Origin of the sequence: Halomonas sp. B23F22_20 (assembly GCF_043496985.1) — a bacterium.
GTDB lineage: Bacteria > Pseudomonadota > Gammaproteobacteria > Pseudomonadales > Halomonadaceae > Halomonas.
In genome coordinates this window covers 1-24693 of sequence record NZ_JBIEKH010000025.1, presented here as the reverse complement: position 1 = coordinate 24693, position 24693 = coordinate 1, and the positions used below count along the sequence as shown (strand labels likewise).

Here is a 24693-nt window from a genome sequence, read left to right as displayed (position 1 = left end):
CCAGCTTCCAGCTTCCAGCTCCGGCAAAGCCGGGTTCAGCGCCTCACCGGCCTCTTCTGCAGCTTGCGCTGCAGCGTGCGGCGGTGCATGCCGAGCGCTCGGGCGGTGGCGGAGATGTTGCCGTCGTGCTCCTGGAGTACCTTCTGGATGTGCTCCCAGGTCAGGCGGTTGATCGACGGCGGATGCTCGGCGACTTCGGCCTCGGGGTCGCCTTCCTCACGGGAAAGGGCGGTCAGCACTTCGTCGGCGTCTGCCGGCTTGCACAGGTAGTTCACCGCGCCGAGCTTGATGGCTTCCACCGCCGTGGCGATGCTCGAGTAGCCGGTCAGCACCACCACGCGGCAGTCCGGCACCAGTGCCAGCAGCTCGGGCAGCAGCTTGAGGCCCGACTCCTGTTCCAGCTTGAGGTCCAGGGTGGCCATGGTCGGGCGGTGCTGACGTGCCAGCGACAGCGCCTGGGTTGCATCGTGGGCCACCAGTGCATCGAAGCCGCGCCGGCTCATGGCGCGATGCAGCACATGGCAGAACATCTCGTCGTCGTCGATGATCAGCAGGCGTTCGGCAGTCTCTTGCATGGCTTCCTCGCGGGTCGTGTCAGTTGGCGGGCGCGCTGCGAGGCAGTGTCACCTCGGTCAGGGTCCCGCCTTCGGGATGATTGTACAGTCTCACCCCGCCGCCGAAGCGGTTGATGGTGGCGTGGGTCAGGAACAGACCGATCCCCAACCCCTTGCTCTTGGTGGAAACGAAGGTCTCGCCGAGCTGGTCGGCTATGGTCAGCGAGACCCCGGGGCCGTGGTCGCGGATGTCGATCACCACCTCATCGGGGTTCCAGTCGAGCTGGATCATGATGTCGTTCGGGTTGGCGTCGGCGGCGTTGTTGAGCAGGTTGGTCAGCGCCTGGGCGAGGGTAGTGTCCACCGCCAGGCGCGGGGTGCCCCGGCGTCCGGTCACCTCAAGCCGATAGCCGACGTCGGGGCGCAGCACCAGCCAGCGTTGCACCACTTCGGCCAACCACTCCTGGGCATCGCGGATCTCGGGGCGGGCCATGCGCCGCCGATCGGCGTTGTCTACCAGGTGCCGCAACCGCGACTTGCAAGTGTCGACCTGCTCGCGCAGCAGGTCGATGTCCTTCTCCAGCAGCTCGTTGCCCTTGGCATCCTCACGCATCTCCTTGAGCAGCACCGCCATGGTCGACAGCGGGGTGCCCAGCTCGTGGGCGGTGCCGGCGGCCTGGGTAGCCACCGCCAGCACTTGCTCGTTGCGCAGCACCGCCTCGCGGGTCCGCGACAGGGCCTGTTCGCGGCCGCGCAGGGCGCGGGCCATCTTGAAAATGAAGAAAGTCACCAGGCCCGCGGAGAGCGCGAAGTTCATCCATACGCCCAGGATATGCAGGCTGATGCCGTCCTGAAGATGCGGCAGGCCGAGCTGCGGCACCGGATGATAGAAGAACATCAGGAAGCTGGTGCCGGCCAGGCCGGCGGCGGCCACGCCCCAGGCATATCGCCAGGGCAGGGTCGCGGCGGCGATGGTCACCGGCACCAGGTAATAGTTGATGAACGGGTTGGTGGCGCCGCCGGTAAAGTAGAACAGTAGGGTCAAGCCGGCCATGTCGGCCAGCAGGTGCGCCAGGTATTCGCGATGGGTGACGTCCCGCGGGCGGCCCAGCCGCCACCAGGTACCGATGTTGATCAGCGCCATCACCACGATCACCGCGCCTACAGCGGGCAGGTCGAGCTCGAAGCCGAGCCCCTGCACGCCGATGACGATGCCGGTCAGGAAGCCGGTCCAGGTGATGCCGCGCACGATGGTCAGGCGCACCATGTTGCGGTTGGGGGTGGACAGCGGCAGGGGCAGGGCGGCTTGCATGGGCACTCCACGAGACAAGGGCTGAACGATGATAACCGATCCCCGGGGGCGCCCGTCGCCCCGCGGCGATCTGTCGCCCGGCGCATCGCATGCTGGACAATCGCGCAGAAGATCTGCGCGCCCACGAAGACCTGCCGGTGGCACTCAAGCCCTGTGGGAGCGCTCTTCAGAGCGCGAAAGCAGAGCCTCGAGGTATCCAGTCATCCCTCGCGCAGCAAGCCGGAACGCCGGACCGTGCGCCCCCACGAAAGCCTGCCGGTGGCTCCGACTTGCATGGCGCGAGGATCCTCTGCAGCTGCTAGGGTGGATGGAGGTCACAAGAAGTGAACTTTCATCATGCCGGCTTCCCACTCTTGCCGCCTCAGGAAGGGGCGCAGTTCCTCGCCCGGTTACTGCTACCTGATCACCATGGTGACGGCATCCCGTCGCCCGGTGTTCCGCGATTACCGACATGCTGCCAGCGCCTCTCGCCAATTCTATGCTCCGGCCGTCGTCCAGCACGGCGATACGCTCTGCTACGTGGTCATGCCTGACCATGTTCACTGGCTAGTACAGTTGAAGGGTGACCTGTCCTTGCTGGTGCGAATCTATAAGTCGCGGGTATCCATCGCAGTCGGCAAGCCAATCTGGCAGCCGGGTTTCCACGATCATGCCCTGCGACATGAGGAAGAGCTCAAGGCCATGGCCCGCTATGTGGTGGCCAACCCCCTGAGAGCTGGGCTTGTGAGCCATATTACTGATTACCCTTACTGGAATGCGGTCTGGTTGTGAACCTCGCTGAGCCTCATGGTAGACAACACAAAAACCATCGCGCAGCGAGCTGCGCTCCCACGAAAACCTGTCCGATGGCTCCGACTCGCTGAGTGGGGCTCTTCGTGGGAGCGCTCTTCAGAGCGCGAAAGCGGAGCCTCGAGGTATCCAGTCACCCCTCGCGCAGCAAGCCGGACCCGGACCGTGCGCTCCCACGAATGCCTGTTCGGTGGCACTGATGCACTGAGGGGTGCTTTTCGTGGGAGCGCTCTTCAGAGCGCGAAAGCGGAGTCTCGAGGTATCCAGTCACCCATCGCGCAGCAGAGCGGAACCCGGACCGTGCGCTCCCACGAAAACCTGCTCGGTGGCACTCAAGCCCTGTGGGAGCGCTCTTCAGAGCGCGAAAGCGGAGCCTCGAGGTATCCAGTCACCCCTCGCGCAGCAAGCCGGAACGCCGGACCGTGCGCTCCCACGAAAACCTGCTGGTGGCACTCAAGCCCTGTAGGAGCGCTCTTCAGAGCGCGAAAGCGGAGCCTCGAGGTATCCGGTCATCCCTCGCGCCGCAGAGCCGGAGCCGGACCGTGCGCTCCCACAAAAACCTGGCAGGTGGCTCCGATTCGCTGAGGGGTGCTTTTCGGTGTGCGCTGGTCGTCGGAGCCGGTCGGTATTGTATATTGGGGATCTCGAATCCTGGCCAATGAGCGTGCTCGATGCGACGACTGCTGATCCCCGTGCTGTTCCTGGCCCTTGGCCTGGGGGCCTTCCTGGGGCTGCGCGCCACCCGGCCCGAGCCTGCCCAGGTGGCGCCCCAGGAGCGCAGCTGGCGGGTCGAGACGCTTGTCGTCGAGCTGGCATCGCACACGCCGCTGCTGCCGCTGTATGGCGAGATCGTGGCGCCGGAGACGATCACCTTCACCGCGCCGCTCCCCGCCCGCGTCGCCAGCCGCCCGGTGCGCGATGGCCAGCGGGTGGCCGAGGGCGAGACGCTGGTCTCCCTCGACGAGGCCGACGTGGCGCCCGTGGTTGCCCGCGCCGAGGCCCGGGTCGCCGACCTCCAGGCGCAGATCGACGCCGAGCGGGTGCGTCAGGAAAGCGACCAGACGGCGCTCTCGCGTGAGCGGGAACTGCTCGACAACGCCCAGCGGCGGCTCTCGCGAACCCGTTCGCTGGCCGACCGCAACCTGGCCTCGCCGTCGGCGCTGGACGATGCCCGCGATGCCCTGGCCCAGGCCCGCGTCACCGTGGATGCCCGCGAAGGCGCCATTGCAGGGCACCCGGCACGGCTGGCGCAGCTTGAGGCGGGGCTCGCCGAGGCCCGGGCCAGTCTCGCCGAGGCCCGCCGCGACGCCGAGCGTTCCAGCGTCGCGGCGCCTTTCGATGGCATCGTCAGTAGCGTGGCCGTGGCGCCCGGCGAGCGTGTCGCTGAAGGTGCCGAGCTGCTGTCGATCTATCCCCTAGACGGCCTCGAGCTGCGTGCCCTGGTGCCCAACGCCTATCTCGCCGAGCTGCAGGCCGCCCTGGATGCCGGACAGCACCCGATCGCCCTCGGCGAGGGCGAGGGCGCGGGCTTCCGGCTGAACGGTTTCGTCGGCGAGAGCGCCCCCGGCGGCACCGAGGCGATCCTGCGGCTCGACGGCGAGCCCCATGGCCTGCGACCGGGCAGCCTGGTGGACGTGCGCTTGCAGCGTCCGGCCGTGCCCGAGAGCCTGGCGGTGCCGGCCAGTGCGCTGTACGGCGACGATGTGCTCTACCTGCGCGACGCCGACGATCGCATGCATCGCCTCCAGGTGCTGCGCCATGGCCTGGTGGCCGGCCCCGATGTGGCGGGTCGTGGAACCAGCCCCGGTGATAGCGCCGGCGCGCGTCTCGCCCCGTCGGGCGACAGCTGGGTGCTGGTCAGCGGCGAAGGGCTCAGCGACGGCCAGCGGGTGATCGTCACCCACCTGCCTAATGCCGTCGAGGGGCTCAAGGTCGAGGTCGCCGGCGACGAGGAGGACGCATGAGCCGCCGCGGCGGGCCGCTGGGTTTCTTCGTTCATCACCGAGTCGCCGCCAACCTGGTGATGCTGGTCATGCTGCTGGGCGGCGCCCTGGGCCTGACGCGCATGAACATCCAGTTCTTTCCCGACTTCGCCCTCGACGTGGTCAGCGTGAGCACGGTGTGGAGCGGTGCCGCCGCGGAGGACGTGGAGCAGGGCATCACCCAGCCGCTGGAGCAGCGCCTGCGCAGCGTCGACGGCCTCAAGCGCATGACCTCGACGTCGGCCCAAGGCGTCTCCAGCATCACCCTGGAGTTCCGCGAAGACACCGACCCGGTGCTGGCGCTGGACGACGTGCGCCAGCGGGTCGATGAGTTCACCCACCTGCCGGTCGACGCCGAGGAGTCGCGGATCAGCCGGATGGCACACTACGAGCCGGTGGCGAGGCTGCTGATTCACGGCGGGGTATCCGCCGATGAGCTGCGCCACCTCGCCAACCGCCTGGAGGACTCGTTGCTGCAGGCGGGTATCGACCGGGTGGAAACCCAGGGTCTGCCCGAGCAGCAGATCAGCATCGAGGTGCCCGCGGAAAGGCTGCAGGGCCTGCAGCTGAGCCTCGACGAAATCGCCGAGCGCATCGACGTCATGTCCCGTGATTTGCCCGCCGGGCTGCTCGGCCAGCAGGACGGTGCCCGCGAGCTGCGCGCCATCGAGCAGCGGCGCAGTGCGGCCGGCTTCGCCGAGCTGCCGATCCTCAGTAGCGACCGCGTCCAGATACGGCTCGGCGATATCGCAACCATCCGCCAGGAACCTCGCGAAGGGGAAGTCACCCTCAGCCAGGACGGCCAGGCGGCAGTGGAGCTGCTGCTGCAGCGCACCGCCGACGGCAACTCCCTGGCGGCTGCAGACACCCTGCAGCGCTGGCTCGACGAGACCCGCCCCGGGCTCCCTCCCACGGTGACCCTCGAGGTCCACGACGAGACCTGGCAGCTGATTGCCGAGCGCATCTGGCTGCTGATCGGCAACGGGCTGGGCGGCCTGCTGCTGGTGCTGGGCCTGCTCTACTTCTTCCTGCCGGCGCGGGTGGCCTTCTGGGTAGCGATCGGCATCCCCACGGCCTTTCTCGGCGCCATGGCGACCTTCTGGATCATCGGCGGCTCGATCAACATGATCTCGCTGTTCGCGCTGATCATGGCGCTGGGGGTGATCGTCGACGACGCCATCGTGGTCGGCGAGGACGCCGACGCCCACTTCCGCCAGGGAGAGGCGCCGCGGCACGCCTCGGAAGGTGCGGCGCGGCGCATGCTGTGGCCGGTCATGGCCTCGTCGCTGACCACCATCGCGGCCTTCATGCCGCTGCTGATGGTGGGCGGCGTGATCGGCAGCATCCTCGGCGACATTCCGATGGTGATGATCTGCGTGCTGGTCGCTTCGCTGCTGGAGTGCTTCGTGGTGCTGCCCGCGCACCTGCGCAATGCCTTCGTGCCCGCCCGTTCCGCCAGGCGCCACCCGCTGGCGCGCGCCCGCGAACGCTTCGAGGCCGCCTTCGACGCCTTCCGCGAGGGGCCGTTCCGGCGCTTCTCGGCGCTGACCCTGCGCTACCGCGCCGCCACCCTGGCCGCGGCGGTGGCCGTGGTGCTGGCCACGGTGGGGCTGCTGGTCGGCGGGCGGCTGGCCTTCAACTTCTTCCCCACGCCGGAGCCCAACGTGCTCTACGCCAACGCCAGCTTCGTCGCCGGCACCGATCGCGAGCGGATCGACGCCTTCCTGTCGCGGCTCGAGGCGAGCCTCGAGGCCACCGACGAGGCGCTGGGCGGCGAGCTGGTCAGCCATGCCGTGACCCGTCACGGCGCGGTGATCGCCGAAGGCGCGGCCGGGCGAAGCGGCGATAACCTGGGCTCGATCATGGTCGAGCTGGTGCCTTCCGACGACCGCACCGTGCGCAACGCCGAGTTCATCCGCGCCTGGCGCGATCGCCTGGCCCTGCCGGCGGGGCTCGAGAACCTGACCATCACCGAGCGCAGCGCCGGGCCGCCCGGCAAGGACGTCAACGTGCGCCTGACCGGAGAGTCCGCCGAGGCCCTGAAGCGTGCCGCCGAGTCGCTGTCGCGTTCCCTGACCCAGCTACCCGGCGTACTTGATACCGAGGACGACATGCCTTGGGGCCGCGAGCAGCTGATCTACCGGGTCAGCCCGCGCGGCGAGGCGCTGGGGCTGACCACCCGCGAGCTGGGCCGCCAGCTGCGTGCCGCCTTCGACGGTCAGCTGGTGCAGGTCTACCAGGACGGGCCCGACGAAGTCGAGGTGCGGGTGCTGCTGCCCCGCGAGCAGCGCGAGCGCCTGGCCTCGCTGTCGCGGCTGTCGATCCGCACGCCGGACGGGCGCTTCGTGCCCCTCGACCAGGTCATGTCGCTTGACCATCGCCAGGGGTTCGAGGCGCTGCGCCATGCCGACGGGCGCCTGGCGGTGGAGGTCACCGCCGAAGTGGACACCGCGGTCAACACGCCCGATCGCATCCTTGCCAACCTCGAGGCTTCGGTGTTGCCGGCGCTGATGCGCGATCACGGCGTGCGCTACAGCTTCGAGGGCCGCGCCGCCGACCAGCGCGACACCTTCGCCGACATGCGCGTCGGGCTGATGGTCGGGCTGGCGCTGATGTACGTGGTGCTGGCCTGGGTATTCGCCTCCTGGAGCCTGCCGCTGATCGTCATGGCGATCATTCCGCTGGCCCTGGTGGGGGCGCTGGTGGGGCACTGGCTGCTGGGGCTGGACCTGACCATGCTGTCGCTCTTCGGCCTGTTCGGGCTGTCCGGCATCGTGGTCAACAACGCCATCATCCTGGTCACCTTCTATCGGCAGCAGCGTCACCGAGGGCTTGCGATCGACGCCGCGCTCAACGAGGCCGTGGTGCAGCGGGTGAGGGCGGTGGTGCTGACCTCGCTGACCACCATCGGCGGGCTTATGCCGCTGCTGTTCGAGACCTCGCTGCAGGCCCAGTTCCTGATTCCCATGGCGGTGTCGATCGCTTTCGGCCTCGGGCTCTCGACGCTGCTGGTGCTGGCGGTGATCCCGGCGCTGCTCAGCTACCTGGAACACCTGCGCATGCGCCTCGGGCGCGATGCGCTGCCGGAATCGACCTGAGCCCGGCGGCCGGGTGGCTTGTAGGGGGCAGCCGATCCGCCGATCGGAGGTGGGTCAGAGAGCACCGCCCTCGACCAGTTCCGCCAGTAGCTCGGGCTGCCGTGGCAGCAGGCCGACCCTGAGCCCCAGCGGCCGGAAGACTCGATCGAGGCTCGCCATGGAAGCGTTGCCCGCATCCCGCTCGATGTCCGACAGGGTACGCCGGCTGACGCCGGCCAGCTCGGCGTAGGCCGTCTGGGTCAGGCCAAGCACCTCGCGGCGCAGGGTGCGCAGCACGCGGCCCTCGGTCGTCTCGCCGCGCATCAGCAGGCGTAACTGTTCGAGCAGTGCCGCCTGGCGGTCGTCTGGAGAGCGCAGTCGAGGCTTCATGCCAGCCCCCAGCGTGCCAGGCGGGCATCGAGATGGTTCAACCCCACCGCCGGCATATCCAGGATGCGCGCCGGTACGCCGCGATCCGCCAGTCGGTCGCGAAGGCCTCTCAGCCGTTCGCCCTGCGCCTGCAACTCGGCCATCAGCCGCTCCGGCGCCACCAGGTCGCCCAGGCTGTCGGCGACGGCTGGCCAGTCGATGTCGCCGCCTCGTTCCAGTTCAGGCCCCCACTGGGTAGTCCGGGTGATGCCCTCCGGGTCGGCCTTCATGGGCGCGAAGTCGTAGACCGGGGCATGCCAGATGCCCTCGGGACGCTTGAGCAGGGCGGCATTGCGGCCGTGATTGTCGGAGTTGCCGAAGGCCATGTTAAGCAGGTCGCTGTCCTGCTCGCCGGCGCTGAGATCCTGAAGGTCCAGATGATCGACCCAATATCGGCGGCTGGCACCTGTGGGCATGATGTCCTCGAGAAAGCCGAACCAGCGGCCACAACGATGGGTCATCATCAGTTCGACGGGCAGGGTCAGGCTGCAGGCGTGTTCATCATCGTGGAACATCCATGCCAGGGCATACTCCTGAAGGTAGCCGAGCCTGGCAGGCCCTCGGGTTCCCAGCTCGGGGGAGGGCAGTTCGACGAGCGCCGCATCCTGCCAGCGTGCTTGATGATAGATCTGAAGGGTCAGTTGCATGGCGAATCATCATGAGCAGTATAGTGCTCATGATAGTGTCCAGTGACAGAAAATGCGAAGTAAGCTGCTCAAAAATAGGCGAGGTGATAGTTTTTGAGCGTCATACTGCTCATTTGAATGAGCCAGCCCCTGTTCGCCTCCGTGCAGTCGAGCCGGAACGCCGGACCGTGTTCCCCCACGAAGACCTGCCGGTGGCACTGAGCCCTGTGGGAGCGCTCTTCAGAGCGCGAAAGCGGAGCCTCGAGGTATCCAGTCACCCCTCACGCAGCAAGCTGCGCTCCCACGAAGACCTGCCGGTGGCTCTGGCTTGCTGAGAGGCACTTTTCGGCGAATGGCGCCGTTAGGCGCCCGATAGTATCCAGAACCCCAACTTCTCGCGCAGCAAGCTGCGCTCCCACGAAAACCTGCTTGGTGGCACTGAGCCCTGTGGGAGCGCTCTTCAGAGCGCGAAAGCGGAGCCTCGAGGTATCCAGTCACCCCTCGCGCAGCAAGCCGGAACGCCGGACCGTGCGCTCCCACGAAGACCTGCCGGTGGCACTGAGCCCTGTGGGAGCGCTCTTCAGAGCGCGAAAGCGGAGCCTCGAGGTATCCAGTCACCCCTCACGCAGCAAGCTGCGCTCCCACGAAAACCTGCTTGGTGGCTCCGGCTCGCCATCGCCCAAACGCAAGCATGCCGGGCGCTGGGCCCGGCATGTGTTACGCGTCATGCGGCAACGGCATCAGAAGCGATACGTGATGCCGCCACCGATGGTCACGGGGTTGAGCTTGACGGTGCCGAGGTCATTGCCGTTGCGCTCGGCTTCCGCATCGATATCGGCATATTGGGCAAAGCCGGAGACGCTGAGATAGTCATTCACCATCAGGTCGACGCCCAACTGGCCTGTTACGCCGTAATCAGAATCGATGTCGATATCACCCGCTGATGTGTCAACGTTAGAGAAGTGGGTGTAGTTTACGCCCAGTCCCATGTAAGGCTGAACGCGAGAATCCAGGCCACCCAGCGGATAATAGTTCAGCAGCAGGTTGACCGGCAGGCGGTCGACGGTGCCTAACTCTTGGCCGGCCAGGCCGAAGTCGTGCTCGATCTCTTCACTGGTGGACAGTTCAATGCCGAACTTGTCGTGGAACAGATAACCACCGGCCAGAGTGGCGCCACCTTCGTCGGAGACGTTGTGGGTCTCGATGTCGCTTTTGGCGTAGCCGCCGCGGACGTAGACGTCGCCCGCCTGATACGCCATGGCCGCGGAGCTGGCCAAGAGCATGGTGGACAGGGTGCCGATGGTGAGTAGGGCAGTTCGCTTCATGATGATCTCCATTTCATGTTGGGGCATTCCCTGCGAATCCTAAGAATCATTGTCTTTTGATGTGTTTGTCTTCAAAGCCGGGTGTGACATTTTGTGACTATTTAGTCGCCATCTTGGCAGGTTGGTGCGGTGCTACAAAGTCACCCGCCGAAGTTTGACGTTATTCTCGACTTGCGCCAAGTAATATATCCAAATAGTTGGCTTACCTGACTTGAAAGATAAAACATATCCATGCCGAATTTGACATTGTTCATGATTATTCATGGCTAGGGCCGAGTCATTGAAGCCTTGCTATGTTTCCTGACTTTCGGGCTGCTTGGGTCGACCTGCTGCCAAGCGATGACTTTCTTATGTGGTGCGCCTGCGAGGGGCTGGCAGGCTCGAGGAGGGCTACAGCCATGGCTTCACTTGCCGCGTGGCCTGGTTGACATCCTGAGCACGACCTATCAATCGGGGCGAGTTAGGCTGAATACTGCACAGGAAATAACCTTGTTCGACTTGGCTATTTTAGCAAACGCTATTGTACGCGTCTACGGTACCCTTCCTTGCTTAAGGTGAGTCTCTTAACTCTGATTGTCGCTATGTGGCGACTAGCTGTAAGGAGTGTGAGCCCGTATAATGCGCACCTCATTGGTATTCTCATATAAGCCGATCACAGGACGTGGTACATAGGCATCGGCGCCATCGTTGATCAAGGGCAAGGGAATCGCCCGGTGTCAATCCCCGGGCGGTAGCGTGCCTGCTCAGTTGGAGTAAGTTTTTTCATGGCATGGGATGCCTGGCTCAGTCTGTCGTGCGTCGTTGCCGTGCTGCTGGCGCTCGCCCTCACTCGCATCGCCCCGGATGCGCTGCTCATGGCCTCGCTGGCCTTTCTCGTGGTCAGCGGCGTGCTCGATCCCTCCCAGGCACTTGCCGGCTTTTCCAACCCGGGGGTGATGACAATCGGCGCCCTGTATGTGGTCGCCGCCGGCCTCAAGGAAACCGGGGCCGTGCTGTGGGTCGCCAATGCGCTGCTTGGCCAGCCCGCGACGCTCAAGCGTGCGCAGTGCCGGATGCTGGTGCCGGCATCGGTACTCAGCTCCTTCATGAACAACACCACCGTGGTGGCCATGTTCATCCCCGCCATCCAGGAATGGTCGCGCAAGCTTGGGCTGACGCCCTCCAAGCTGCTCCTGCCCCTGAGCTACATCGCCATCCTCGGCGGCACCTGTACCCTGATCGGCACCAGCACCAACTTGGTGGTGGACGGCCTGCTGCAAAGCGAAAAGCAGGTCTCGATGGGCATGTTCGACCTGGCGGCGGTGGGCATTCCGGTGCTGCTGATCGGCGGGGCCTTCCTGATGCTGTTCGCCGACCGCCTGCTGCCGCGCCGCGAAGGGGTGATCGAGCAGCTCGACCACGCCCGGGAATACAGCGTCGAATTCGTGGTGGCCGAGGGCGGTGCCCTGGTCGACAAGACCATCGCCGAGGCCGGGCTGCGTAACCTGCGTCACGGCTACCTGGTTGACATCGAACGCGGCGGACGCTTGATGACCGCGGTGCCGCCGGATACCCAACTGATGAGCGGCGACGTGCTGATTTTCATCGGCGCGCCGGAATGTGCCCGCGAGCTGCGCCGGGTGAGAGGCCTGACCCCGGCCAACGGCGACGTCCACAAGCTCGACATCGACAATCACCACCGCTGCCTGGTCGAGGCCGTCATCGGGTCGGACTTCGCCGGGCTCGGCCAGACCGTCAAGGACTCGCGCTTCCGTTCGCGCTACCAGGCGGTGATCCTGTCGATCTCCCGCCAGGGCCAGCGCCTGCCGGGCAAGGTCGGCGACATTCAGCTGCAGGTCGGTGACACCCTGCTGATGGAGACCGGCCAGCAGTTCGTCGAGCAATATCGCTACCGCAAGGATTTCCTGCTGGTCAGCGCCCTGAACGATTCCACGCCGCCCGACTTTCACAAGGCGCCCATCGCCATGGCGGTACTGTCGATGCTGGTGCTGTCGGCGGCCTCGGGCATGCTCTCGATCCTCGAGGCCGCTCTGCTGGCGGCCGGCGGCATGCTGGTGACCGGCTGCATTACGGTCAGCAAGGCACGCCGCTACGTCGATCTGTCGGTGCTGATCGTGATCTCGGCGTCGTTCGCCCTGGGCGCGGCGATGACCACCTCTGGCGCCGCCCAGGTGATCGCCGGAGCGCTCGTCGACGCCCGCATGGCGCCCTGGCTGGCGCTGGCGATGGTCTATCTGCTGACCACGCTGTTTACCGAACTGATCACCAACAACGCCGCCGCGGTGCTGATGTTCCCCATCGCCATGTCGGTGGCCGAGCAGTTGGGCGTCGACTTCATGCCTTTCGCCGTCGCCATCATGTTCGCCGCCTCGGCCAGCTTCATGACCCCGCTCGGCTACCAGACCAACCTGATGGTCTACGGCCCCGGCGGCTACCGCCTGCTCGACTACCTGAGGCTCGGCGCCCCGCTGAGCCTGATCGTCGGCACCACCGCCGTCGGGCTGATACCGATGGTTTGGCCGTTCTGACCGCTTCGCGGTCAGAGAGCTGGAAGAGCGCTGCTTCGCGGCTGGAAGCTAGAAGCTGGAAGAAAACCCGCTGATCTAGCTGCTCGGTGCATGGGTTTTGACCTTGGGGTGACTTCCAGCTTCAAGCTTCCAGCTCATGGCTTGTTTTAAAGGAGTTTTCGTGACCGATTTCGTAACTAACGACCTGCGCGCCCGCCTGATCGATGGCGTGCATGCTGCGGGCCGCCGCGTGCTGGCGGTCTATGAGCGCGATTTCGCGGTCGAGACCAAGGACGACCAGAGCCCGCTGACCGAGGCGGACATGGCATCGCATCACGCGCTGGTCGAGCTGCTGGAGGCGGCCACGCCCGAGGTGCCGATCCTCTCCGAAGAATCCGGCGACATTCCCTACGCCACTCGCCAGACCTGGCAGCGCTACTGGCTGATCGATCCGCTGGACGGCACCAAGGAATTCATCAAGAAGAACGGTGAGTTCACCCTCAACGTGGCGCTGATCGAGGACGGCGTGCCGGTGTTCGGCATCGTGCACGCCCCGGTGCTGGGGACGACCTGGGTCGGCCAGCATGGGCAGGGCGCCTGGAAGCAGGGCACCGCGGGCTCAGCCGAGCCGATTACCGTGCGCGCGTTGCCGAACCCTGAGCAGGAGGCCTGGAAGATCGTCGGCAGCCGCTCCCACGGCTCGGCCGAATTCGAAGCCTTCTGCGCCGAGCTGCCGGCCCACGAACGGGTCTCCATGGGCAGCTCGCTCAAGCTGTGCCTGGTCGCCGAAGGCGCCGCCGACCTCTACCCGCGCCTCGCCCCGACCAGCGAATGGGACACCGCCGCCGCCCAGGCCGTGGTCACCGCCGCCGGCGGCGACGTGCTCAACGCCCACACCCTCGAACCGCTGCGCTGCAACCAGCAGGACAGCGTGCTCAACCCGTTCTTCATCGTCAGTGGTCAGCGCGACGAGCGCTGGGAAAACGCGCTGCGCTTCCAGCGCAAGCTTGAAGCTTGAAGCCGGAAGTCCCCGGCTTCGCCGGGAGCTAGAAGCCGGAAGCTTGAAGCTGGAAGAAACCCCACGGGAGCCCAGCTTTGGGCATGGTTTTGACTTTGGTGTTTCTTCCAGCTTCTAGCTTCCAGCCGCGAAGCGGCGCTCTTCTAGCTTCGAGCCTTCCCCATTGAATTGGAAAACTTGGATACTCCATGACTGAGATAACCCCCGAACGCCAGACCCACCTCAAGCAGCTCGAGGCCGAGTCGATCCACATCATCCGCGAGGTGGCGGCCGAGTTCCGCAACCCGGTGATGCTGTATTCCATCGGCAAGGATTCCTCGGTGATGCTGCATCTGGCGCGCAAGGCGTTCTACCCGGGTACGCCGCCGTTCCCGCTTATGCACGTCAACACCACCTGGAAATTCCGCGAGATGATCGAGTTCCGCGATCGCATGGCCGAAAAGGCCGGCATGGAACTGATCGAGCACATCAACGAGGAAGGCCGGGCCGCGGGCATCAACCCGTTCGATCACGGCAGCTCCAAGTACACCGACATCATGAAGACCCAGTCGCTGAAGCAGGCGCTGGACAAGCACCGCTTCGATGCCGCCTTCGGCGGCGCGCGCCGCGACGAGGAAGCCAGCCGCGCCAAGGAGCGTGTGTTCTCGTTCCGTGACAAGCACCACCGTTGGGACCCCAAGAACCAGCGCCCCGAACTGTGGAACACCTACAACGCCAAGGTGAACCAGGGCGAATCGATTCGTGTGTTCCCGCTCTCCAACTGGACCGAGCTGGACATCTGGCAGTACATCTACCTCGAATCGATCGACATCGTCCCGCTCTACTACTCCGCCCCGCGCCCGGTGGTGAACCGTGACGGCATGGACATCATGGTCGACGACGACCGCCTGCCGCTGGAAGACGGCGAAGTGCCCGAAGAGAAATGGGTCCGCTTCCGCACCCTCGGCTGCTACCCGCTGACCGGCGCGGTGGAATCCAAAGCCACCACGTTGCCCGAAATCATCCAGGAAATGCTGCTCACTCGCACCAGCGAACGCAGCGGCCGCGCCATTGATCATGACCAGGCGGGCTCGATGGAGAAGAAGAAGCGAGAGGGGTACTTCTAACGCGCCTCAGGCGCGTTAGAAAGACGGAAGAGGGAAGTTGGAAGAGGGAAGAACGTATGGATTTCGAACGCCTGGATGTCTGGAAGCGCTCTGCACGACTATCCGCGTCGCTGTACCGGCATTTTGCTGATTCCCGTGACTTTGGCTTCAAGGATCAGATTACTCGATCCGGCTTGTCCGTCCCCAGTAACATCGCCGAGGGCATGGCTCGGCACTCCGTCAAGGACCGAACCCGATTTCTCTATATTGCCAAGGGCTCTTGTGCTGAACTTCGGACACAGATCTACATTGGCATTGAGATAGGCTACATCGATCGTGAGGAGGGGTATTGTTGGATCAACGAAACCAAGGAAATCGCCGCTATGCTGAGCGGATTGATCCGCAAGCAGGAAGATTTCGGCGCAGGCTGAGTGGTTTTTCTTCCTTCTTCCTTCTTCCTTCTTCACTCTTATTTCTAAAGGCTTCGTCATGTCACACCAATCCGCTTTGATCTCAGACGACATCGAAAGCTACCTAAAGGAACACGAGCAGAAAGACCTGCTGCGTTTCATCACCTGCGGTAGCGTCGACGACGGTAAGTCGACGCTGATCGGTCGCTTGCTGCACGATTCCAAGATGATCTACGAGGATCAACTGGCGGCGATCACCCAGGCGTCCAAGACCAGCGGGACCACCGGCGATGAGGTGGACCTGGCGCTGCTGGTGGATGGCCTGCAGTCCGAGCGGGAGCAGGGCATCACCATCGACGTGGCCTATCGCTTCTTCTCCACCGACCGGCGCAAGTTCATCATCGCCGATACCCCTGGGCATGAGCAGTACACCCGCAACATGGCGACCGGCGCGTCGACCGCCAGCCTGGCGGTGATCCTGATCGATGCTCGCCACGGCGTGCAGACCCAGACGCGTCGCCACAGCTTCATCGCCGACCTGCTGGGCATCCAGCACCTGGTGGTGGCGATCAACAAGATGGACCTGGTCGACTACTCCCAGGCGCGATACGACGAGATCGTCGCCGAGTATCAGGAAATTGCCGGCAAGCTCGGTGCACCGGACATCCGCTTCGTGCCGCTCTCGGCGCTCAAGGGCGACAACGTCGTCAACAAGAGCGAGTCGATGAGCTGGTACGACGGCCCGGCGCTGCTCGAGCTGCTCGAAACCGTCGAGATCACTCACGACCAGAACCTGCGCGACCTGCGCCTGCCGGTGCAGTACGTCAACCGGCCCAACCTCGACTTCCGCGGCTACTGCGGCACCCTGGCCGCCGGCGTGATGAGCCCGGGCCAGAAGGTGAGGGCGCTGCCGTCCGGCAAGGTCTCCACCGTCGAGCGGCTGGTCACCTGGGACGGCGACCTGGACGTAGCCTATCCCGGCCAGGCGATCACCGTGACCCTGGAAGACGAGATCGACATCTCGCGCGGCGACTGGCTGGTGGCCGAGCACGAACAGGTGCCGCTGGCCAACAGCTTCGAGGCCGACATCGTGTGGATGCACGAGACCGCGCTGGAGCCCGGCAAGCTGTACGACATCAAGCTGGCCACCCGCGACGCGGCGGGCAAGGTGGCGGCGATCGACTACCAGGTCGACGTCAACACCCTCGAGCATCGCCACGCCGACCACCTGGACCTCAACGCCATCGCCCGCTGCCGGCTGGAACTGACCGCTCCGGTGCCGGTCGACGACTACCGCACCAGCCCGGGCACCGGCAGCTTCATCATCATCGACCGGCTGACCAACATCACCGTCGGCGCCGGCATGATCCACCAGCCGCTGGATAGCGAGCTGCCCTACGAGTTCCGCGACAACGACAGCAAGGCCAACGTGGTGTGGAACCGCACCAGCGTGACCCAGGGCATGCGCGAGCAGCTCAACGGCCACGCCGGCAAGTGCGTGTGGTTCACCGGCTACTCCGGCTCCGGCAAGTCGACCCTGGCCAACGCCCTGGAAGTGGAGCTCAACCGCCGCGGTTATCACACCATGCTGTTGGACGGCGACAACATCCGCCACGGCCTGTGCAAGGACCTCGGCATGGGCGAGGCCGACCGCGCCGAGAATATCCGCCGCGTGGGCGAAGTGGCACGGCTGTTCGCCGAGGCCGGGGTGATCGTGATCACCGCCTTCATCTCGCCGTTCCGCGCCGACCGCGACGCCGCCCGTGAGCTGTTCGACGACGGCAGCTTCATCGAGGTGCACGTCAACACGCCGCTGGACATCTGCGAGGAGCGCGATCCCAAGGGGCTCTACCAGAAGGCGCGCGAGGGCAAGATCCTGGACTTCACCGGCATCAACAGCCCCTATGAAGTGCCGCGTGACGCGGAAGTCACGGTCAACACCCAGGAAATGAGCCAGCAAGACATGGTCAGCCGCCTGCTCAAGGAGCTATAAGCTCACGAGGCTGTAAGCTCAAGGGCTATAAGTGTGGGCCTGGCGCTGCGATAGTGGCGCCAGGCCCTCGGTGGCCAGCCACTATCGAAGCTCATTCGTCATTGTCGGGGAACGCAGGTCCCAGCGGCCTGCGTTCCCCGACAATGATTCATGAACAATACCGCAGGAAACTCGTCATGCACGATATCCCCACTTGCCGATCAAGCTTGGCGCGGGCAAGGCGACGCACGGCGCGTCGGATGCCACGCCAATGGCAGATGTTCACGCCGCTGCTGATGGCGCTCACGCTCGGCCTCTCCGGCTGTGCCGCGCTGCAGCCGCAGGCAACGCAGAGCGGCTCGGTGATGGCCGATGCCAACGCCGGGCAGCCGCTCGGCGACAACCTCAACGGCTTTCTCAGTCAATCGGCCCCCGGCAGTGCGCTGGCCCTCAACAGCAGCCCCTGGGGCGGCAACGTCCAGGTGATGGCCGATGCGCCATACTACGCGGCCAGCGGCCGTACCTGCCGGCAGCTTCAAGTCACCCAGTTGCGCAGCGGCAACGTGCGCTTCGAGGTGGCCTGTCAACTGGCCAACGGCCAGTGGGCCAGCCAGCGGTTGGTGACGCAAACCGAGTCAGGGAGGACTCGCCGGTGAACCATCGTGATACTTCATGGCTAAGCGCCGCCCTGGTGACGGGCCTGCTGGCCCTGCCCAGCATGGCCAATGCCCAGAATCTCACGCCTTCGCTGGGCCTTTCCGACCAGCAGGGGGCGACGGCAGCCGCAGCGGCCGCCCAGGCCACTGGAGAAGGCGAGAGCGTCGACGCCAACCCGCGAGCCAACTGGAATAATGCCAACTATGGTCCAATCGCAAACTATGGCCCCGTCGCCAACCCGCCCAAGGCGGAGATGGATGAGCTGCCGCCGTTCGGTGCCAACCTCTTCGAAGGCGGCTTTCGCGGTGCCATGGCCGACGGCCTGAATGCCGGTTACAAGGTCAAGCCTGGCGACCAGGTCACCCTGCGCGCCTGGGGCGCGGTGGAACTCGACCGCACCATGGCGGTGGATGCCCAGGGCAATGTGTTCATTCCCTCGATCGGCCCGGTGCAGGTGCAGGGCATGAGCAGCCAGCAGTTGGATGCCCAGGTGCGCCAGGCGATCAAGAACGTCTACCCGCAGGACGTCGAGGTCTACACCAACCTGCAGGGCGTGCAGCCGGTCGGCGTGTTCGTTACCGGCTACGTCGATAACCCGGGGCGCTATGCCGGCACGCCGTCGGATTCGGTGCTCTACTTCCTCGACCAGGCCGGCGGCATCGACCAGGACCTCGGCAGCTATCGCCAGATTCGGGTCGAGCGCAACGGTCGCACCGTCGCGACGGTCGACCTGTACGACTTCCTGCTCGACGGCGACATCCAGCGCCCGCAGTTCAAGGACGGCGACACCATCGTCGTCGAGGAGCGCGGCCCGGCCATCGCCGTCACCGGCGACGTGAAGCGCGAGTATCGCTACGAGCTGACGGGCCAGCAGTTGAGCGGCGCTGACGTGACCCGCCTGGCGCGCCTGCGCAGCGGCGTGTCGCACGTCCTGCTGCGCGGCGATCGCGCCGACGGCCCGTTGGCCGATTACGTTCCGCTCAGCGAATTCGGCAGCCGCACCGTGCAAAGCGGCGACGAGGTGCTGTTCAGCTCCGACCAGCGCAGCGAAAGCATCGTCGTCGAGCTGCAGGGCAGCTTCTTCGGCCCATCGCGCTATGTGCTGCCGCGCAACGCACGGCTCGGCGAGCTGCTCGATGCCGTCAGCGTGCCCAAGGAAATGACCAGCGTTCGCGACATCTCGATCCTGCGCGAAAGCGTCGCCGAGCAGCAGGAAGAAGCCCTGGACAAGAGCCTGCATCGCCTGCAGACCACCTATCTGGGCTACCCGGCACGCACCGCCGCCGAAGGCGAGATCCAGGTACGCCAGGCCGAGCTGATCGAACGCTTCGTGCAGCAGGCCTCGCAGGTTGAGCCCACCGGCCAGCTCGTTGTGTCACGCCGTGGCCAGGGGCTCGCCGACGTGCGTCTGCAGGACGGCGACGTGATCCGGATTCCCGAAACCAACGACGCCATCCTGCTCAGCGGCGAGATCACCATGCCCCAGGCGGTGGTGTATACCCCGGGCATGTCCGTCGACGACTACATCGAACAGGCCGGCGGCTTCACCCCGCGCGCCAACGACGACGAAGTGCTGGTCGCCCATCGCAACGGCGCCGTGGTCCCGGCCGGTGATGCACGGCTGAGAGCCGGCGACGAGATCATCGTTCTCCCGCGCGCCCCGACCAGCAACATCGAACTCGGCAAGTCGATCACGCAGATCCTCTACCAGGTGGCCGTGGCCACGAAGGTGGCGCTGGATCTCTGACCGGCTTGCGCCGGGAGCTGGAAGCTTAAAGCTAGAAGCTGGAAGAAAACCCAAGGTCAACACCATTACCCAAAACTGGTCTCCAGTGGGTTTCTTCCAGCTTAAGCCCGCGAAGCAGGCGCTCTTCCAGCTTCTAGCTCCCGGCGAAGCCGGGGACTTCCAGCTTTCATGGATAAACCAATGACACAGCCAACTTCCTCTGCCACTCCAACGCGTCGCACGCCTTGGCAGGTAACCCGCAGCGTCTGGTACGCGATGTTCATGCGCGAGGCCGTGTCTCGTACCATGACCGATCGCATGGGCTGGTTCTGGATGATCTTCGAGCCGCTGGCCTTCACGCTGATCATGGTGGGGATTCGCGCCTTCATCCGCGGCGATAAACTTATCGTTGGCGCCGACTTCATTCCCTGGATGATCGTCGGGATGATGGGCTTCTTCCTGATCCGCGAAGGCATGATGCGGGGCCTGGGCGCGGTGGAGGCCAACAGCGCCCTGTTCGCCTATCGCCAGGTGCAGCCTATCGATCCAGTGCTGGTACGCAACTTCCTGGAAGGCATGCTGCGCACCTTTATCTTCCTGCTGTTTATCGTCGGCGGGCTGATGCTGGGGCTGGATATCAACCCCGACGACGCCATTGGCGCTTTCGCCTGGTGGGCGTCAGTCTGGGCCCTTGGCCTTGGCCTGGGCCTGATCGTCTCGGTCGTAGGCGGCTTGGTGCCGGAAGTGGCCAAGATCGTGCGCATGATCAATATGCCGCTGCTCATCCTCTCCGGGGTGATCTTCCCGCTGAACCATCTGCCGCACTGGCTGCTGGAATACCTGATGCTCAACCCCATCGTGCATGCCCTCGAGCTGCTGCGGGCGAGCTTCTTCGAGGGCTACCACGTCGTGCACGGCACCAGTGCCACCTATTTCTGGATGTTCACGCTCTCCACGCTTGCGCTGGGGATGCTGCTGCACGTTCGCTTCAAGGACAAATTGAAGGCTAAGTAGTCGTAAGCTGGAAGAGCGCCCGCTTCGCGGGCTTAAGCTTGAAGCTTGAAGAAAAAACCTTGACCCCATTCCCATGATGTTGGGGCATGCTGCCTTCCAGCTTCCAGCTTCCAGCTTCCAGCTTCCAGCTTCCAGCTTCCAGCTTCTAACTAAGATTCCATGATCCACATCAACGGCCTCTACAAGCGCTACCACAACCACCATGGCAGCGATTGGGTACTCAGGGATATCAACCTGACGATTCCCAGCAACGTCAGTGTGGGACTGATAGGACGCAACGGTGCCGGCAAGTCGACCCTGCTGCGGCTGATAGCCGGTATGGATAGCCCCGAACGGGGCACGATCGAGCGCGGCTGCCGCGTCTCCTGGCCCATCGGGCTGGCCGGGGGCTTCCAGGGATCGATGACCGGCCGACAGAACGTCAAGTTCGTGGCGCGGGTGCACGGTGGGCGAGGCAACGTGCAGGGAGTGATCGACAGGGTCCAGGAATTCTCCGAACTGGGAGATGCCTTCGACGAGCCGATCAAGACCTACTCCAGCGGCATGCGGGCCCGCCTCAACTTCGGGCTTTCCCTGGCGTTCGACTTCGACGTCTACCTCTCGGATGAGGCAACGGCGGTCGGCGACCGGGCGTTCAAGGAAAAGGCCAAGAAAGCCTTCAAGGACAAGGTGGGGCAGGCCAGCCTGATCATGGTTTCACACACCGAGGGCATTCTGAAGGAGCTGTGCCAGGCGGGGGTCTATCTCAAGGAGGGGCAGGCCATCTGGTACGACGACATCGAAGACGCCATCACCGCCTACCACGATGACACCGATAACTCCCAGGCGCGCCGCCAGCCAACGCCGACGAGCCTGCCGGAAGCCCAAGAGTACCTGCGTCTGTGCAAGCAGGAATTCGATGCAGCCAAGGCCGCCTTCGAGCAGGCCAAGGCCGATGACCTGATTCCACGCGAACGCAAGGTCTTCGGTGATGCCTTTCGGGCCGCCGGCGGACGGTTACAAGACGCTCGTCGGCATGTTCAAGCCATGCAGTCTTCGGAAGACGACTGATTCGATCCGATAGCAAACTCTAACGTGATCACCACCAGCGGCGTGCAACCTGCCCGTCATCGATGGTGGTCGTCCTTGCAGCTTATAGCTTACGGCTTACAGCTTATCTCATGAAACAACTTCTGAAACAGCAGCCCCACTGGGCTCTCGCCATCGTGGCGATTCTGCTCGTCAGCTTTTACTGGTCCGTATGGGCAGAGGACCGCTATGTCTCTCGCGCCACCGTCGTGCTCGAAAGCCCGCAGATCGCCGCGCCGGAGATGGACTTCTCCTCGGTGATCTCGTTGGGTGGCAGCGGCGATAGCGATCTTCTGCTGCTGCGCGAATACCTGCTCTCGGTGGACATGCTCAAGCAAGTGCAGCAGCAGCTCGATTTCCGCAGCCACTACAGCACCCATGGCGACCTCTTCGCGCGGCTGTGGGATGCCGATGCCCCCATTGAGGAGCTGCATGACTATTACCTCAAGCGCGTCACCGTCGAAATGGACGAGTACGCCGGCGTGCTGAATATCGAGGTACAGGCATACACCCCGGAATTCGCGCATCGCATGACCGAGCTGCTGCTCAAGGCCGGCGAGGCGCATATGAACGATATGGGCCAGCGTCTGGCGGACGAGCAGGTACAGTTCCTCGAGCGCCAGTTGGGTCGCCTGAGCGACCGGCTGGATGATGCGCGCGCAGACCTGCTGGCCTTCCAGAACCGCGAAGGGCTCGTCTCGCCGACGCAGACCGTGGAGAGTATCAACCAGGTGGTGGCGTCGCTTGAAGGCAAGCTGGCGGAGTTGCAAGCCCAGCGCCAGGCCATTTCCAGCTACCAGAGCAGCCGCTCGGCCGACATGCAGCGCATACAGAGCGAAATCGACGCGATGCGCGAGCAGATCCAGCAGCAGCGCGATCGCCTGGCCCAGGCCACGGGAGAATCGCTGAATCGCATTTCCTCCGAATACCAGACGCTGGAGCTCAAGGCCCAGTTTGCTCAAGAAACCTATTCCAGTGCCTTGTCGGCCCTGGAAAACACTCGGCTTGAAGCTGCGCGCAAGCTCAAGCAGGTAAGCGTGCTGCAAAGCCCCCTGATGCCGGAGTATCCCACCAAGCCGGATCGCCTGTACAACGCGACGGTGTTTGCTCTGGTCACCATATTCCTGGCGTTTATCTTGAATATGCTGTTACTGATCATCCGCGATCATCGGGACTAAGCAGTCGCCAAGCCGACTATTTATCTACTAATTCGACGACAAACTGATGCTATCGTATGAAGATCACTTTTTGGGTCACCTGCTACAGTCCGCCAGAGACGTTAGCTAATTGGTTGAAAAATCTCGGCCATCAACCTGAATGGCTAGGCGACGAAGAGCCGGGGGCTATGCTAAACCAGGAAACCCAAGCAGTCCCCTTGTTGCTTGGTTACCATCCCCCGGAGATAGCGCTTCAGCAGGCTATGCAGCAGGGAGAGAAGCCTCAGGAGGCAATGGAGCGATGGGCCGAGCAGGCCCGACGACTGATCAACTGCTTCAAAGCCAACCGTGAAGCGGCAGTGCTGATCGACTTAAGTGATTTGCACCGGGCACCTCTCGAAGGCTATGCATCACTGATGGACTATTGGTCCATCGAGGTTGAAAGGCCCGAGTCGCTCTCACCGTTGACCTTGCCGTCGGAAGCGCCAGATAACGATCGTGAAACCGTCGAAGATGTAGCTTTGAAGCTCTTAGCTCGTGAGGCTGTGCGTCAATTTCCGGACTGGCCTGACCTTTCATCACAACTGGAAGCGTGTAGTTTGCCTTTGGTGGATAGCCAAGTGTCTCTAAACGGCACAAATATTGAAGAAGATATAGAGTCGCTATTCCAAAGTTGGCAGACTGAACAGCAGCGCCGGCAGGCAACTTTCGATAGTGAGATGGCCTCCCAGCAAGCTGCTCTGAAGGACAATGCTGAGCTGAAAGAGGAAAACCGGCTGTTGCTGGAGCAGCTTCACCTAGTACAAGAAGAGTTGGAAAATGTGTTAGGGAAGAATCAGACTCTGAGCAAGCAGCTCAGTGCGCTTACAGGCGAGAAAGATGCTTTGCAGTACCGGTTCAATGAAAGCTCAACGACGGTTGCTCAGCTCAACGCACAGTTGGAGAAGCGACGCAAAGCTCACGAGCAAGCCGCTGAACGAATGAAGCAACAGGAGAAGCATCAAAATGGGCAGCAGCGGCAACTAAAGGAACTTCAACAGTCGCACAAGTCGTTATTGTCACAGAAGGAGACCCTCGACAAGCAGCTGGCATCATTGCAACAGGCAGAGAAACAACGTTCTGCTTTTGAGGAAGAAAACCATTTGCTACTGGAGCAGTTACATCTCGTTCAGGAAGAGTTGGAACGCATTATAAGAGCTAGTCAAGATCAGCAACGCCGTCTGGATGGAGAAGAGCAGCAGCGTCAAGAGTTGCAGGAGAGTCTTGAGGAGAACGAAGGCAAGCGTCAGCTGCTCCATCAGCGTCTGGAACAAAACGAACAGATGCAAAACCTGCTCCAGCGTCGTCTTGCCAAGCTACGGACAGTGTACGAGACTCGTGCCCGAGAGCTTAGCATTGCGGAGACGCGCTTGGCCGAGCAACGCGCAGTAGAGCGTACTCGGGTGTTAGAGTTGGCCGCTGTGCTGCAGGAACGTGCTCGCGGTGAGGGACGATATGCCCGTAAAGCTCTAAAGCGGGAACGTGAGGTGGTGATGGCCTCTGGTTTGTTCGATCGTGACTGGTACCTAGAACACTATCCGGCCGTAGCTGATTCCGGAATGGATCCGCTTACACACTACCTCAAAGCTGGTGCTGCCGAAGGGTATAACCCCAGTGCTACATTCGATACGACTTGGTATCTGCTGACTTATCACGATGTGGCCAAGAGCGGGCTTAATCCACTGGTGCATTTCATTCGATTCGGTCGCCTGGAACAACGTACACCGCATCCTCATCTCCCGGCGCTCCCGGCGCCAGCGATCGCCATGGCTGAGTAGAACCAACGGCGCCCTCGTGGTGACGGCATTTCCCTCTTACCTGTCGGGTCCCGTGTGATTGACTACCCGCTTGGTAAATAACTCAGGACGCTTGGTCTGCCATTCTTTCATCATCGCAATCGGTGATTGATGGTGCAGCGCCTTCTGCGGGATGTGGTGATTGTACAG

At 63.7% G+C, this 24693-nt stretch carries 19 protein-coding genes and 1 pseudogene; 14 read left to right on the top strand and 6 right to left on the bottom strand.

Annotated features, from left to right (window positions below):
• Nucleotides 1-35 precede the first annotated feature (35 nt).
• Nucleotides 36-575, bottom strand: coding sequence for a response regulator transcription factor (locus ACGTN6_RS17635; RefSeq protein WP_394594113.1), 540 nt, complete (start codon nt 573-575; stop codon nt 36-38).
• Between the two features lie 19 nt (nt 576-594).
• Complete coding sequence (locus ACGTN6_RS17630; protein ID WP_394594111.1) at nt 595-1866, bottom strand: ATP-binding protein; 1272 nt, start codon at nt 1864-1866, stop codon at nt 595-597.
• Between the two features lie 336 nt (nt 1867-2202).
• Here ACGTN6_RS17630 and ACGTN6_RS17625 point away from each other — a divergent pair, with 336 nt between their 5' ends.
• The 3 genes from ACGTN6_RS17625 (at nt 2203) to ACGTN6_RS17615 (ending at nt 7735) form a co-directional block, all read left to right on the top strand.
• Complete coding sequence (locus tag ACGTN6_RS17625; RefSeq protein WP_394594109.1) at nt 2203-2637, top strand: REP-associated tyrosine transposase; 435 nt, start codon at nt 2203-2205, stop codon at nt 2635-2637.
• Nucleotides 2638-3326: 689 nt separating this feature from the next.
• Nucleotides 3327-4619 carry an efflux RND transporter periplasmic adaptor subunit gene (locus ACGTN6_RS17620; protein ID WP_394594107.1) on the top strand — a complete coding sequence of 431 codons (1293 nt, stop codon included), beginning with the start codon at nt 3327-3329 and terminating at the stop codon, nt 4617-4619.
• Nucleotides 4616-7735, top strand: coding sequence for an efflux RND transporter permease subunit (locus ACGTN6_RS17615; protein WP_394594104.1), 3120 nt, complete (start codon nt 4616-4618; stop codon nt 7733-7735). The genes ACGTN6_RS17620 and ACGTN6_RS17615 overlap by 4 nt, the downstream gene beginning before the upstream one ends.
• Before the next feature lie 54 nt (nt 7736-7789).
• Here the strand turns inward: ACGTN6_RS17615 and ACGTN6_RS17610 are convergent, their stop codons facing one another.
• The 3 genes from ACGTN6_RS17610 to ACGTN6_RS17600 all read right to left on the bottom strand — a co-directional run bounded on the left by ACGTN6_RS17610 (nt 7790) and on the right by ACGTN6_RS17600 (nt 10094).
• Nucleotides 7790-8104: a helix-turn-helix transcriptional regulator gene (locus tag ACGTN6_RS17610; RefSeq protein ID WP_394594101.1), complete on the bottom strand. Its 315-nt coding sequence runs from the start codon at nt 8102-8104 to the stop codon at nt 7790-7792.
• Entirely contained in the window at nt 8101-8790 is a 690-nt protein-coding gene (locus ACGTN6_RS17605; protein ID WP_394594098.1) for a hypothetical protein, read from the bottom strand. Before ACGTN6_RS17605 ends, ACGTN6_RS17610 begins: the two co-directional genes overlap by 4 nt.
• A 719-nt stretch (nt 8791-9509) precedes the next feature.
• Nucleotides 9510-10094 (bottom strand): OmpW/AlkL family protein, encoded by a 585-nt coding sequence (locus ACGTN6_RS17600; RefSeq protein ID WP_394594096.1) that lies wholly within the window; start codon nt 10092-10094, stop codon nt 9510-9512.
• A gap of 764 nt (nt 10095-10858) precedes the next feature.
• Here ACGTN6_RS17600 and ACGTN6_RS17595 point away from each other — a divergent pair.
• The 11 genes from ACGTN6_RS17595 (at nt 10859) to ACGTN6_RS17545 (ending at nt 24525) form a co-directional block, all read left to right on the top strand.
• On the top strand, nt 10859-12622 hold the full coding sequence (locus tag ACGTN6_RS17595) for an SLC13 family permease (protein WP_394594093.1): 1764 nt from the start codon (nt 10859-10861) through the stop codon (nt 12620-12622).
• Between the two features lie 160 nt (nt 12623-12782).
• Nucleotides 12783-13619, top strand: coding sequence for a 3'(2'),5'-bisphosphate nucleotidase CysQ (gene cysQ, locus ACGTN6_RS17590; protein WP_394594090.1), 837 nt, complete (start codon nt 12783-12785; stop codon nt 13617-13619).
• 188 nt (nt 13620-13807) lie between these two features.
• Nucleotides 13808-14725 (top strand): sulfate adenylyltransferase subunit CysD, encoded by a 918-nt coding sequence (cysD, locus tag ACGTN6_RS17585; protein ID WP_394594087.1) that lies wholly within the window; start codon nt 13808-13810, stop codon nt 14723-14725.
• Nucleotides 14726-14781: 56 nt separating this feature from the next.
• Entirely contained in the window at nt 14782-15135 is a 354-nt protein-coding gene (locus tag ACGTN6_RS17580; protein WP_394594085.1) for a four helix bundle protein, read from the top strand.
• A gap of 58 nt (nt 15136-15193) precedes the next feature.
• On the top strand, nt 15194-17107 hold the full coding sequence (gene cysN, locus ACGTN6_RS17575; protein WP_394594082.1) for a sulfate adenylyltransferase subunit CysN: 1914 nt from the start codon (nt 15194-15196) through the stop codon (nt 17105-17107).
• A 239-nt stretch (nt 17108-17346) separates the two neighbouring features.
• Nucleotides 17347-17742, top strand: coding sequence for a DVU3141 family protein (locus ACGTN6_RS17570; protein WP_394594079.1), 396 nt, complete (start codon nt 17347-17349; stop codon nt 17740-17742).
• A gap of 62 nt (nt 17743-17804) precedes the next feature.
• Nucleotides 17805-19490: a polysaccharide biosynthesis/export family protein gene (locus ACGTN6_RS17565; protein WP_394594177.1), complete on the top strand. Its 1686-nt coding sequence runs from the start codon at nt 17805-17807 to the stop codon at nt 19488-19490.
• 180 nt (nt 19491-19670) lie between these two features.
• Nucleotides 19671-20483 (top strand): ABC transporter permease, encoded by an 813-nt coding sequence (locus ACGTN6_RS17560; protein WP_394594077.1) that lies wholly within the window; start codon nt 19671-19673, stop codon nt 20481-20483.
• Nucleotides 20484-20642: 159 nt separating this feature from the next.
• A complete protein-coding gene (locus ACGTN6_RS17555; RefSeq protein ID WP_394594075.1) occupies nt 20643-21533 on the top strand; it encodes an ABC transporter ATP-binding protein in 891 nt (296 codons plus the stop codon).
• A 110-nt stretch (nt 21534-21643) separates the two neighbouring features.
• Complete coding sequence (locus ACGTN6_RS17550; protein WP_394594073.1) at nt 21644-22729, top strand: chain-length determining protein; 1086 nt, start codon at nt 21644-21646, stop codon at nt 22727-22729.
• Between the two features lie 56 nt (nt 22730-22785).
• Nucleotides 22786-24525 (top strand): coiled-coil domain-containing protein, encoded by a 1740-nt coding sequence (locus tag ACGTN6_RS17545; RefSeq protein WP_394594071.1) that lies wholly within the window; start codon nt 22786-22788, stop codon nt 24523-24525.
• A gap of 36 nt (nt 24526-24561) precedes the next feature.
• Here ACGTN6_RS17545 and ACGTN6_RS17540 read toward each other — a convergent pair.
• A pseudogene (locus ACGTN6_RS17540) lies at nt 24562-24693 on the bottom strand (IS481 family transposase); the annotation flags it as partial.